The 12,751-nt window shown below is 63.8% G+C and carries 10 protein-coding genes; 5 read left to right on the forward strand and 5 right to left on the reverse strand.

Annotated features, from left to right (window positions below; all coding sequences use genetic code 11):
- Positions 1 to 138 precede the first annotated feature (138 nt).
- The 4 genes from BM374_RS03800 to BM374_RS03815 all read left to right on the forward strand — a co-directional run bounded on the left by BM374_RS03800 (position 139) and on the right by BM374_RS03815 (position 6,391).
- Entirely contained in the window at positions 139 to 2,415 is a 2,277-nt protein-coding gene (locus tag BM374_RS03800) for a marine proteobacterial sortase target protein (protein WP_092289205.1), read from the forward strand.
- 100 nt (positions 2,416 to 2,515) lie between these two features.
- Positions 2,516 to 3,085, forward strand: a complete 570-nt coding sequence (locus tag BM374_RS03805; protein WP_092289206.1) for a class GN sortase — start codon at positions 2,516 to 2,518, stop codon at positions 3,083 to 3,085.
- 114 nt (positions 3,086 to 3,199) lie between these two features.
- Positions 3,200 to 5,419, forward strand: a complete 2,220-nt coding sequence (locus BM374_RS03810; protein ID WP_092289207.1) for an acetate--CoA ligase family protein — start codon at positions 3,200 to 3,202, stop codon at positions 5,417 to 5,419.
- Positions 5,420 to 5,560: 141 nt separating this feature from the next.
- Positions 5,561 to 6,391 (forward strand): MlaD family protein, encoded by an 831-nt coding sequence (locus tag BM374_RS03815; RefSeq protein ID WP_092289208.1) that lies wholly within the window; start codon positions 5,561 to 5,563, stop codon positions 6,389 to 6,391.
- On the opposite strand, the gene BM374_RS03820 is transcribed toward BM374_RS03815, so the two are convergent.
- From BM374_RS03820 to BM374_RS03830, 3 genes are all read right to left on the reverse strand, one after another.
- Positions 6,336 to 7,196 carry a hypothetical protein gene (locus tag BM374_RS03820; RefSeq protein ID WP_244552522.1) on the reverse strand — a complete coding sequence of 287 codons (861 nt, stop codon included), beginning with the start codon at positions 7,194 to 7,196 and terminating at the stop codon, positions 6,336 to 6,338. The genes BM374_RS03815 and BM374_RS03820 overlap by 56 nt on opposite strands.
- 285 nt (positions 7,197 to 7,481) lie before the next feature.
- Positions 7,482 to 8,984 carry a flavin-containing monooxygenase gene (locus BM374_RS03825; RefSeq protein WP_092289209.1) on the reverse strand — a complete coding sequence of 501 codons (1,503 nt, stop codon included), beginning with the start codon at positions 8,982 to 8,984 and terminating at the stop codon, positions 7,482 to 7,484.
- A gap of 121 nt (positions 8,985 to 9,105) precedes the next feature.
- Positions 9,106 to 9,864, reverse strand: a complete 759-nt coding sequence (locus BM374_RS03830) for a S1 family peptidase (protein WP_092289210.1) — start codon at positions 9,862 to 9,864, stop codon at positions 9,106 to 9,108.
- Between the two features lie 87 nt (positions 9,865 to 9,951).
- Here BM374_RS03830 and BM374_RS03835 point away from each other — a divergent pair, with 87 nt between their 5' ends.
- Positions 9,952 to 10,587: an HAD-IA family hydrolase gene (locus BM374_RS03835; protein WP_177248076.1), complete on the forward strand. Its 636-nt coding sequence runs from the start codon at positions 9,952 to 9,954 to the stop codon at positions 10,585 to 10,587.
- A 47-nt stretch (positions 10,588 to 10,634) separates the two neighbouring features.
- Here the strand turns inward: BM374_RS03835 and mtnA are convergent, their stop codons facing one another.
- Together mtnA and BM374_RS03845 are read right to left on the reverse strand one after the other, a co-directional pair.
- Entirely contained in the window at positions 10,635 to 11,744 is a 1,110-nt protein-coding gene (gene mtnA / locus BM374_RS03840) for an S-methyl-5-thioribose-1-phosphate isomerase (protein WP_092289211.1), read from the reverse strand.
- Between the two features lie 30 nt (positions 11,745 to 11,774).
- Complete coding sequence (locus BM374_RS03845) at positions 11,775 to 12,650, reverse strand: S-methyl-5'-thioadenosine phosphorylase (RefSeq protein WP_092289212.1); 876 nt, start codon at positions 12,648 to 12,650, stop codon at positions 11,775 to 11,777.
- Positions 12,651 to 12,751: the final 101 nt, after the last annotated feature.

Here is a 12,751-nt window from a genome sequence, read left to right on the forward strand (position 1 = left end):
CACAAAACCGGACAGGACCGCCAACATGGCGGCCCGCTCAGGCCGGCCGCGGCGGAACATTGCCGATCATTCTGCTCGCGACATCAGGCCATCCCGACCGATGCTGGGGCCGTCAAACAGCTTTCGGGAGCAGGCCACATGGACACTTATGACACGGTCGACAGTCACGAACACCCTGACGAGCACCTTTGGCTGGACAGGCTAATCAAGGTCGGTCTGTTTCTGCTGGCGCAAAGCATTGCCGTGCTCCTGGTCAGCTTCGTGGCCCTGCTGGTGAGCTTCGAGACCTCGTGGTCGGCGACGACGGAGCAACAGGCCAGCCTGCTCCAGCCCGGCGATGCCAGGTCCGGCACCCTCCTTCTGAAGGACGACGGTGCCACGACCGAAGCCATCCGCCTCGGGACCGACGTCGACATTACGGTCTCGGGTCCGACGCTGCGCACCCGCGTCACGCAAGTTTTCCGCAATCCGACGAAGAACTGGGTCGAGGCGACCTATGTCTATCCGCTGGCGAGTGATGGGGCCGTCGATACGCTGAAGATGGTGGTCGGCGACCGCGTCATCGTCGGCGACATCAAGGAGCGTCAGCAGGCACGAATCATCTACGAACAGGCGCGCCGCACCGGCCAGAAGGCCGCGCTCACCGAGCAGGAGCGGCCCAACATCTTTACCAATTCGGTTGCCAATATCGGACCCGGGGAAACCGTGCTGGTGCAGATCGAATATCAGGAGCCGGTGCATCAATCCGGCAACGAATATTCGCTGCGCGTGCCACTCGTCGTCGGGCCGCGCTACAATCCGGCACCGATCGTGCAGAGCGTCGACTTCCGCAACGACGGCTCCGGCTGGGGCGCGACCACGTCGGACCCGGTGCCGGACCGCGACCGCATCTCGCCGCAGGTCCTTGATCCAGCCAAGAATGCGCCGGTCAATCCGACCAGCATCACGGTGCACCTGAACGCCGGCTTCGCACTCGGCGAGGTCGAGAGCCACCACCACAGCGTCAAGATCGAGAGTCCGGACGACAGGTCGCGGGTGATCACGCTCTCGGGCGGCCCCGTGCCCGCCGATCGCGACTTCGAGCTGACCTGGAAGCCGGTTGCCGACAAGGCGCCATCGGTCGGCCTGTTCCGCGAACATATCGGCGATGCCGACTATCTGCTCGCCTTCGTCGCGCCGCCGACCACCGAGCAAGCCACGCAGAAACCGCTGCCGCGCGAGGTCGTGTTCGTGATCGACAATTCCGGCTCGATGGGCGGCACCTCGATCGAGCAGGCCAAGGCGAGTCTGCTTTACGCGCTCGGTCGCCTCCAGCCGAACGACCGCTTCAACGTGATCCGGTTCGACGACACCATGGACGTGTTGTTTCCGACATCTGTTCCCGCCGACGCCGCGCATCTCGGCGAAGCGACCTCGTTCGTCGGCGCATTGCAGGCCCGCGGCGGCACCGAGATGGTGCCCGCGATGCGCGCGGCGCTGACCGACAGGCTCGGCGACACCAACATGGTCCGCCAGATCGTATTCCTGACCGACGGTGCCATCGGCAACGAACAGCAATTGTTCGAGACGATCACTGCGATGCGCGGCCGCTCGCGCATCTTCATGGTCGGCATCGGCTCCGCGCCCAATACCTATCTGATGACGCGCGCCGCCGAGCTCGGCCGCGGCGCCTTCACCCATATCGGCTCCGTCGAGCAGGTCGAGGGGCGCATGCGCGGCCTGTTCGCCAAGCTGGAGAACCCCGCCGTGACCGGTCTCACCGCAAGATTCTCCGAGGCCAAGGCCGATGTCACGCCAGCGATCATTCCGGACATCTACCGCGACGAGCCGTTGGTGCTGGCGGCGAAGCTGGACAAGCTCGCGGGCTCGCTGGAGATCAAAGGTCGTGTCGGCGACCGTCCGTGGTCGGTGACGCTGCCGCTGCAAAATGCCGCCCCGGGCAAAGGCCTGTCCAAGCTTTGGGCCAGGCGCAAGATCGGCGACGCCGAGGTGGCGCGGACGCTGCGCGAGATGACGCCTGAAGATACGGACAAGACCATCCTTGCGCTGGCGCTCGACCATCAGATCGTCACGCGCCTGACAAGCCTCGTCGCGGTCGACAAGACGCCTGATCGTCCCGAAGGCGCGCCGCTGAGGCTCAGCGAGATGCCGATCAACCTGCCGGCCGGCTGGGATTTCGAAAAGGTGTTCGGCGAACGGCAGCAGCTGACGCCGACACAGCTGCGCGAACGCCGCGCCGATGCGGGCCAGCCCGCGGCAAGGCGGCCGGCTCCCGTCACATCAGATGCGATCCGCCTGCCCAAAACCGGCACCCCGGCCGAGCTCAAGATGATCGCAGGCCTGATCATGATCGTGCTCGCCCTGATCCTGTTCGTGTTCAACCGGCGTCGGACCTTGCTCACTGACGCCGCTTGAGAGAGGAGCACCCCGACTCCTCTTGCTTGGCGCGCGCGGCTGCCCGTCCCGAAACCAACGGCCGCGCGCGCCTTTTTTTGGATCTGTCATTGTGGAAGTCATGCCACGTTTCATCTCTCCCTTTGCTCTCGCGCTCATCGGTGCCATCCTGTTCGGCGATGGCGTCTATATCCACGCCAAAGCCTGGCTCGCGCAGGTGCTGCTGGAGCGCGCATTCGAGCGGAGCGTGGCGACCGGCGAAACGGTAAAGCCATGGCCATGGGCCGACACCTGGCCGGTCGCCCGGATCGAGGTGAAGCGGATCGGCGCGAGCGCTATCGTGCTGGAGGGCACGAGCGGTCAGGCGCTCGCTTTCGGGCCCGGCCATGTCGAGCGAACGGCCGCTCCAGGCGAACGCGGCGTTGCCGTGTATGCCGCACATCGCGACACGCATTTCCGCTTCCTGCGGAATGTTTCCGTTGGCGACGTCATCGAGATCACCCGCCGCGACGGCAAACATTTGCTCTATCGCACGGATTCTTCGGCTGTGGTCCGTTTCGATGCATCCGGCATCGATCCCGCGACACGGGATTTTGAAATGGTGCTCTCGACCTGTTGGCCGTTCGATGCCGTCACATCAGGTCCCGAACGTTACATCCTGCATGCCGTCCTGATTGGAGCGAATGAATAAATGCGATACATAGCTCATTCCATCACGCGGCATACCAGTTGGTTGCCACTGAGAAGAACTCGCCATAGAACTGAGTGACGCGCCGCCAACAATAACAACAGGTGAGGTCACCCCATGGAAGCTCAGGTCTCTGCCGCATCGGTTCCTGCCCGTCCATGGTCGCCTCCACCCGATGCCAGCGACATCGTCAAAGGCATCCATGCCATGCTGCATCCACACAACATCGTGCTGGTGGGCGCGACCGACAAGCCCGGCAATTACGCCGAGCGCATCTGGAACAATCTGGTCAAGTATGGCTACGAGGGCGGCCTCTATCCTGTTAACGCCAAGCGCGACACCATTTGGGGCGTACCCTGCTACAAGGATTTTGCCAGCCTCCCCGACAAGCCTGACCACGTTCTGGTGCTGGTGCCCGCGCGCTTTGCCGTGCAGGTGATCCGCGACGCTGCAGCCGCCGGAGCGCGGTCAGCCACCATCGTCACATCCGGCTTCAGCGAATTGCAGGATGAGGAGAGCCAGAAGCTCGCCGCAGAGCTGCAACAGGCCGTGCGGGAGACGGGCCTCGCCGTCACCGGCCCGAACTGTCTCGGCAATTTGAGCGCCGGCGAGAAGCTCTTCACCAATATCGACGACCGCATCGTCACCATGGAACAGGGCACGGTTGCGATTGCCGGCCAATCCGGCGCGATCGTGATGGCGATCCGCCAGGCGCTGGAAGATCGCGGCGTCGGCGTCGGCTACATGGTGACGACAGGCAACGAGGCCGGGCTCGAGACGCCCGATCTGATGCGCTATTTCGCCGAGGATCCCAGCATCAAGGTGATCGTTGTCTATCTCGAAGGCGTGCGCAACACCAAGGCGTTTCGCGACGCCTGCAAGGCGGCACGTGCCGCGAGCAAGCCGGTGATCGCGCTCAAGCTCGGGTCATCGGAAGGCGGCCGCGCCGCCGCCATGGCGCACACCGGTGCGCTGGCCGGCTCGATCGAGACGTTCGACGCCATCGCAACCCGCGAAGGCGTGATCCGCGTGAGCGGACTCGACGAATTGATCGAGACCACCGAATGCTTCGTTCACGCCACTGTTCCCAAGGGCGACCGGCTTGCGGCGGTGACACTATCCGGCGGCAAGCGCGGCATGCTGATCGACGCTTTCTATGCACAAGGGCTGAACTTTGCGCCGCTCAGCCCGCACGTCAGCGGCGAGCTGGCCAAGATGCTCGGGCCGGGATCGATCGTCGGCAATCCGCTCGACGCCGGCTTTGCAGCGGTGGTGGATCCCTCCGTCTACATGAAGTCGATCAAGCTGATGATCGACGATCCAGATATCGACATCGTCATCATCGATTCCGAGTTGCCCAAGGCGCCGCACGAACAGCGCGAGCGCAATTTGCGGATGGTCAACGAGATGGCGAGCCGGGCCTCGAAACCCGTGATCTATATCAGCGCGATGTCGATCGGCTTCACGGAGTTCACCAAGGGCCTACGCAAGTCGCTGCCGCATCTGGCGGTGATGCAGGGCATGGACCGTGCCGTGACGGCCATCAAATCGCTGCTCGCCTATGCGAAGCTGCGTAAAGAGGTGCCCGACATCGTCTCGAACTCGAAGCCCGCCGCGCGCGCCGTGCTGGAAAAAGCGTTGAAATCGGCGAGCGGTGCCGCGCTCGACGAAGTCGCCTCGAAGAAGCTGCTGAAGGCCTATGGCATCCCGGTCTCGAAGGAGGGAACCGCGCAGACGGCGGCAGAAGCCGTGAAGATCGCCAGGCAGATCGGCTTTCCGGTCGTGGCCAAAGTCGTCAGCGCCGAGATCCTGCACAAATCCGATATCGGCGGCGTGGTGTTGAACCTCAACAGCGCGGCCGAGGTGAAGAAGGCGTTTGCCGACATCACCGCGAGGGTGGCCCGGCTGAAGGGTAAGCCGAAGCTCGACGGCATTCTGATCGCACAACAGGTGAAAGCCGATCTCGAGCTCGTGGTCGGCGCCTCGCTCGACGCCGAGATGGGGCCCGTCGTGCTGTTCGGCACCGGCGGCATCGATATCGAGCTGATGAAGGACGTGGCGCTATCAGGCGCGCCGCTGGACGAGGCCGAGGCGCGGCTGCTGATCGGCCGCACCAAGGCCGGCATCAAAATGCGCGGCTATCGCGGCAAGCCGGCGCTGCACGAGGCCTCCGCCGTGAAGGCGCTGGTCGGGCTATCCAATCTGATCGCGGATGCCGGCGACCGGATCGCCTCGATCGACGTCAATCCGTTCCTGATCAACACCAAGACCGGTGTCGCGGTCGACGCGCTGATCGTGTTGAACAACGCCGCGGCAAAACGCGCAGCCAAGCATTGAGGTCGGTAGGGCGGATTAGCGCAGCGTAATCCGTCAACTGGTACAAGGTGAATAAGGCGGCGGGTTACGCTCCGCTAACCCGCCCTACGTACTATCCGGAGTCCCTTCCAACTTTCCGGCCTTGGTCGTAGAATCATCTGCATGGCACGCGCGAGCAATCTGGTCATCGGAACGACGACGCTGACGGTGATCGCCGTGGCGTTCGGCGGCCTGCTCGGCATGCAGAAATGGCGTACCATCCAGAGCCGCAGCCAGTTGCGCGTCGTGTTCGAAGGCGGCTCCGCGAGCGGCCTGCGCCGCGGCGGCCCGGTCAATTTCGACGGTGTCCCCGCCGGCCAGATTCTGTCGATCAAGCTGGACAGTCCGCGCAAGGTCGTGGCGCTGGTGTCGCTCGACAACACCGCGCCGATCCGCAAGGACACGGTGGCCGGCATCGAGTTCCAGGGCCTCACCGGTGTCGCCGCGGTCTCGCTGATCGGTGGCGCGCCGTCCGCACCACCGGTGCCGCTGGATTCGGACGGCATTCCCATCCTCACTGCCGATCTCAGCGACGCCGAATCCATCGTCGATACGCTGCATAGTGTCGATCGCTCGATCGTCAGCAACGCGCCGGCAATCAAGGACGGCCTCCGCACGTTCGAAGATTATACCGCCGGCCTCAGGGGCAAAGGCGACGAGATCGATGCGGTGATGCTCAAGGTCGACAATGCGTTTGCGGGCTTCGATAAGGCGGTCACGAAGATCGAGGGCGTGGTGCCCGGCTTCGTCGACGGCAAGGCCGACGAGCTGTTCGAGAAGGTGAAGGGGCTGCACGAGCTCGCCGACACCATGAAGAAGAAATCGGCGAGCTTCCTCGAGGACACCCGCCGCTCGCTGCTCGATGTCAGCGAAGCCGCCAACAAGATGAGCGGAACGCCTACGCCGGCCGCCGCCCCTCGGCCGCCGCGCAAGCCAAAGCAGCCGAAGCGGTAGAGCTTACCAGGTGTAGCGCACGACGCCCTTGCCGGCGTAGGAGCGAGGTGATCGCCATCGCGCCGGCGGAGGTCGCATTGAGGAACGTTGCCGCGCCGGCGAAGGCGTTCGAGAGCGACGTGACATCAGCCATGTCAGCGTTGACGATCTTGAGCAGGCCCTCGTTGGTGACGGCACCGATGACGCTGGCGGTATGGCTCGCATCACCGAGCTGCAATGAGCCGCACGCGCAAATGAAAGTGCCGCCGGTATAGGTGTTGGCACCGAGCAGTGTCAGGAAACCGGGTCCCTGTACGGCGATGCCGCCTGGGCCGACGATGCGGGACGCGATCAAGGCCGAGGGGGCTCCGGTGCCGGTCACATCGTTGGTGAGGAACGTGGTGCCGCCCGGGGCCAGCCTGAGGTCCCCGCCCAGGATGGTGTAGATCGAGCGGTCACCGGTGAGATCGAAGCCCACGAGGCTAGTGAGCTGCACGCCCCCTGGCGTCACCGTCACCGTGCCGCCCGTGGCCGGTGTCGAAGGACCGCCGCTGCCGAACATGGTGCCCGACGATGAGGAACCGTAAGGGGTGCTGGTCGCGCCGGAGGCGTCCGTCCAGTTCGTCGTCGTCGCGTTCCATACGCCGCCTCCGCCGTTGACGGCGCCGTTGGGCGTGGTCTGCGACCCGTTGAAGAATTGCTGCGCGGCTGCCGGGTCCGGCACGGCGACCACGCTCAAGGCAAAGCCAAGCCAGACGACCGCGCGAACCGCGGCGACGATCCGGCGCGGGCAATTCTGCCCGCTCGATGGCAACCCAGCCCGCAACGCTCAACCCCTGTGCCCTACGGCGCTTCCAGCGGCGCCACCGGGAACTTAAGACAAGGGGAAGATCGATAGAACTCCGGCCAGGTCAGAATCCGCCCGTGAGGCTGCAACTCGGGCAGATTCGACACGCGTTGTTGCAACCGCGTCACGTTTTGACACGTTCGGTTCTCAATCAGCGCATGCGATGGTGCATCAGAATGGCCGGTCGTGTGTACGGCCATTCACATCGGAAGCCTATCGTCACGTCCTCGCCACGACGATTGAGAGATGATCGGGCGGAAGCCGTCACCCATACACAAACGCCTTGTCATCGAGATCGGTCTTCGGGATCTCGTCCTTCTCGGTCCAGTAATCCTGACTGTGCTGCCATTCCGGCTTGTCGCCGCGCTTCGGCAAGATGTCCATGTTGCGCATGATGTAGCCGGGGTTGAAGTTCTCAGGATCGATCCACGGCAGGATCGGCATGTTGTGATCTTCAGGCCGAAGCTTGACCTCGACCTTTTTCGCCCCCTTGGCCTTCATGTGGCCGAGCAGACGGCAGACGAAATCCGCAACAAGGTCGACACGAAGTGTCCAGCTCGCGCGGAAATAACCGAACACCCAAACCATGTTCGGCACGCCCGTGAACATCATGCCGCGATAGGTCACGGTGTCGCCGAACGCGAGCGGCTTGCCGTCGATCTCGAAGGCGATGTCGCCGAGCGCAGAGAGATTGAAGCCGGTCGCGGTGACGATGATGTCGGCCTCCAGCAGCTTGCCGGATTTGAGCTGAATGCCGTTCTCGACAAAGCACTCGATCTCGTCGGTGACCACGGAGGCCTTGCCGCTGGCGATGCCCTTGAACAGATCGGCATCGGGCACGAAAGCGATGCGCTGGCGCCACGGCCGATAGCTCGGCGTAAAGTGCCTTTCGACGTCGTAGTCTGGACCGAGCACGGCGCTGATCTGGCCGATCAGCTCCTTCTTCACCTGTTCGGGCTTGGAGAGGCAGAGCTTTGTGAACGCATCCTGCTCGAACAGAATCTTGCGGCGGACGATTTCGTGGATCCAGGCTTCGTCCACCTGAAGCCGGCGCAACTCCTCCGCGATCTCGATGGCGTTGCGCCCGAGCCGGAAATAGGTCGGCGAGCGCTGCAGCATGGTGACATGTGCGCAGTCGTCGGCGATGTTCGGCACCAGCGTCGCCGCTGTCGCGCCCGAGCCGATCACCACCACCTTCTTGCCCTTGAGATCGATGTCGTCGGGCCAGGTCTGCGGATGGACGATGCGCCCCTTGAAGCGGTCCATGCCCTTCCATTCGGGCGTGTAACCTTCCGAATGGCGGTAATAGCCCTGGCACATCCAGAGGAAGTTGGCGGTGAAGGTCTTGGTCTCGCCGGTGTCGGTAGTTACGGCCTCGATGGTCCAGAGATTCTGTTCGCTCGACCAGCTCGCCGAGGTGATCTTGTGCTTGTAGCGGATGTGGCGGGCGATATCGTTATCGTCGATCACTTCGTTCATGTAGGCGAGGATTTCCTCGGCGGTCGCGATCGGCGGTCCGACCCAGGGCTTGAAGCTGTAGCCGAAGGTATGGAGATCGCTGTCCGAGCGGATGCCGGGATAGCGATGCGTGCTCCAGGTGCCCCCAAATGTCGCCTGCGTTTCCAGGATGACGTAGCTCGTGCCCGGAAGCTGCTTTTCGATGTGATAGGCGCTGCCGATGCCGGAGATGCCGGCGCCGACGATCAGCACGTCGAAATGTTCAGAAGCCTGTTTGGCCGTGGCGTGACTGCGAACAGCGACATTCATTGTTGATTCTATGCCTTGTCTTGTTCAGGTCGCCTTTGATGGCGACGCGTTTCCTCCGCGACGGGCATGTTCGCCCGCCGCGCTTCCCTCGCAAAATGACATAGATCAAGTCGCGATCAAACTATAACGCCGCGCCCCAGCCCCGCGCAGTTTGCAAGAGCCAGTCACGGTACAGCGTGAGCGGCGTAACCCCGGTCAATCCGCCGCAGCCGGCAGCGCCATTCGGCCCGGTCGACCAGCTGATGACACCAACAAGCATCGCGCCATCAGGTCTGTCCTCGAAGACAGGGCCGCCGGAATCGCCGGTGCAGGCTCCGATTCCGTCGCGAACACCGTTGGTTACGGGATCGACCAGGCGAATCTGGAATGTGCCGGGCTGGCCCGTGACCACGAGACCGGCAACCCGCGTCGCACCGCCGCTCTTGCCATCGCCGCGCACGGTGACGCCGATACCGGCGATGGTGAAACGGCTGCCGACCCGGATCGGAATGGTTGGCGCGCCAACCGGCACGGTCGATTTTCCCTTGAGTGGAATTTCAAGTTGCAGCAATGCCACGTCGGCAGTGGCACGATGTGCCTGCATCGCCTGCATGTTGAAGTTCGGATGGATCGCAACGGTGCGCACATTCAGCAATTGCGGCTGACCATCGGCGCCGCGATCGACGATCTTGTAGTCGGCGCCGGGCTGCACGCAATGAGCGACCGTCAGCACGATTTGTGGGGCGATCAGAGTGCCGGTGCAGAAATTGCCGCGCGAGCCGACGATGGTGACGACCGCGCGCGCAACGCCCTCCGTCTGCGGCGTGCCGCCGCCGACGATGGCGTGAGCGGGCGCGGCAAGCAGAAAGATTGCTGCGATGAGAGTGACGAGCTTCTTCATGGGAACACGCTTCTATCGTCGGCAGGACTGGCCCTTGCGGATAGCGCATGCTAGCCCTCTTGGGAAGGAATTGACGAGGGCAGGACAGTGGCGATCGAGGCTGTGATCTTTGATTTCGGTGGCGTGTTGACGAGTTCGCCGTTCGAGGCGTTTGCGCGATTCGAAACCGAACGCGGCCTGCCCGCCGACATCATCAGACGCACCAACGCGGCCAACCATCTGGAAAATGCCTGGGCCAAGTTCGAGCGCGCCGAAGTGGATATCGAGACCTTCGATCATTTGTTCGCGGCGGAATCGCTTGCGCTCGGCGCCGAAGTGCGCGGACGCGACGTGCTGCGACTGCTCCAGGGCGACCTGCGCCCCGAGATGGTCGCGGCGCTGAAGCGCATCAAGGCAGAGTTCAAGACCGGCTGCATCACCAACAACCTTCCGGACAATGCGATCGGCAGCATGACCGGACGCTCGCTCTATGTCGCGGAGGTGATGGTGCTGTTCGACCACGTCATCGAATCCGCCAAGATCGGCCTGCGCAAGCCGGACCCTCGCATTTACCAGCTGATGGTCGAGACGCTGAAAGTCGATCCGAAGAACTGCGTCTATCTCGACGACCTCGGCGTCAATCTGAAGCCCGCGCGGGACATGGGCATGACAACAATCAAGGTCACGAACGGCGCGCAGGCGATCGCCGAGCTCGAGGCAGTGACGGGAATGAAGCTGGGGTAGTCCATCGTCCTCGTCATTGCGAGCGCGGTTATCCCCCAATTACCTAGCTACTCCACCACAGCGGCGATCCGCTCCGGAAATGCGGCGGCCAGCGAGGCGCGGTCGGGCCTCAGCACGCCGCGCTCGGTGATGAGGCCGGTCACGAGGCGCGCCGGCGTGACGTCGAAGGCGTAGTTCGCGACCGGCGAGCCCTCCGGCACGATGCGTACCGTCTCCAGCCGTCCATCCGCGGTGCGGCCGGTCATGTCGGTGACCTCCGCCCCGCTGCGCTGCTCGATCGGAATATCGCGGATGCCGTCGTCGACCGCGAAGTCGATCGTGGGCGACGGCAGCGCCACGTAGAACGGCACATCGTTGTCGCGCGCGGCGAGCGCCTTCAAGTAAGTGCCGATCTTGTTGCAGACGTCGCCATTGGCAGCAACGCGGTCGGTGCCGACGATGGCGAGATCGACCATGCCGTGCTGCATCAGGTGCCCGCCGGTGTTATCCGGAATTACGGTGTGCGGCACGCCATGATGGCCGAGTTCCCAGGCGGTAAGCGAAGCGCCCTGATTGCGTGGGCGAGTCTCGTCGACCCAGACATGGATCTTGATACCGCGCTCATGCGCGAGATAGATCGGCGCGGTTGCAGTGCCCCAGTCGACGGTGGCAAGCCAGCCGGCATTGCAATGGGTCAGCACGTTGACCGTCTCACCCGGCTTCTTCCTGGCCACGATCGCCTCGATCAGCGCGAGACCGCTGGCGGCGATGCCGCGATTGATCTCGACGTCCTGCTCGACGATCTCGTCGGCGCGGGCGTAGGCCGCTGCGGCCCGTTCAACCGGATCGATCGGCGCAAGCGCCGCACGCATCTCGTCCAGCGCCCATTTCAGATTGATCGCGGTCGGTCGCGCTACGATCAGCGTGTCGAAAGCGCGCTTCAGACCGGCGTCGGATGGGTCTTCGCGCATCGCCAGCGCCATCCCGTAGGCGGCGGTCGCGCCGATGAGCGGCGCGCCGCGCACCAGCATGTCGCGGATCGCCACCGCTGCGTCCTCGCAAGACGTCAGCTTCGCAATGACGAATTCATGCGGCAGACGGCGTTGGTCGATCGCGCCGACCGACCATCCGTCGCCGTCGCGCCAGATGCTGCGAAAATGCTTACCGTCGACCTTCATGGCGTTCTGCCTTTTCGTCCTTCTTGCGTCTCAACCGCGCAAAATGCGCCCGGCCACCGCATCGAGCTTGTTCAGAAGCTCGGGATCGCGCGCCTCGGGCGCGGTGATCAGCGCGGTATCCAGCGCACGGTCCGAACCGATCGGGCATGGCTCGTGCTCACGCGGAAAATCCTTCGCCAGCCGCGCCACCAGCGCCTTGGCCTTGTCGGCGTTCGAGGTCAGCACGCGGATGATGTCCTGTACGGTGACCGCATCGTGATCGGGATGCCAGCAGTCGAAATCCGTCACCATCGCGACGGTCGCGTAGCAAATCTCGGCCTCGCGGGCGAGCTTTGCCTCTGGCATGTTGGTCATGCCGATCACGGAATAGCCTGATGTCTTGTAGGTCATGCTCTCCGCATAGGTGGAGAATTGCGGCCCCTCCATGCAGACATAGGTGCCGCCGCGCGCGATCGCGATACCCTCGGCCTCGGCCGCCGCCGCCAGATGAATCCGAAGCCGCGGCGAGACGGGATGCGCCATCGAGACATGTGCGACGCAACCTTTGCCGAAGAACGAGCTCTCGCGCTTATGGGTGCGGTCGACGAACTGATCGACGAGGACGAAAGTGCCGGGGGGCAGCTCCTCCTTGAAGGAACCGCAGGCCGACAGCGAGATCAGGTCGGTGACGCCGGCGCGCTTCAGCACGTCGATATTGGCGCGATAATTGATATCGGAGGGCGACAGCCGATGCCCCTTGTCATGGCGCGGCAGGAACACGATCGGCAGACCTGCGATGGTGCCACGCCGCACGGGCGCCGACGGCTCCCCCCAGGGGCTCCTGATCACCTCTTCGTGCGCGCCTTCGAGACCCGGCAGATCATAGATGCCCGAGCCGCCGATGATGCCCAATACCGCCTGCGCCATGCCTGCTTCACCCTATCCGCCACGTGCGACATGGTTAAGCTATGCCAGTTTTGCGGCGGTTTTGGAACGGGGTGGTGGGTCCAGTCGGAGGCAGTGGGCGC

It is taken from the genome of Bradyrhizobium sp. Ghvi, from assembly GCF_900115265.1.
Classification (GTDB): domain Bacteria; phylum Pseudomonadota; class Alphaproteobacteria; order Rhizobiales; family Xanthobacteraceae; genus Bradyrhizobium.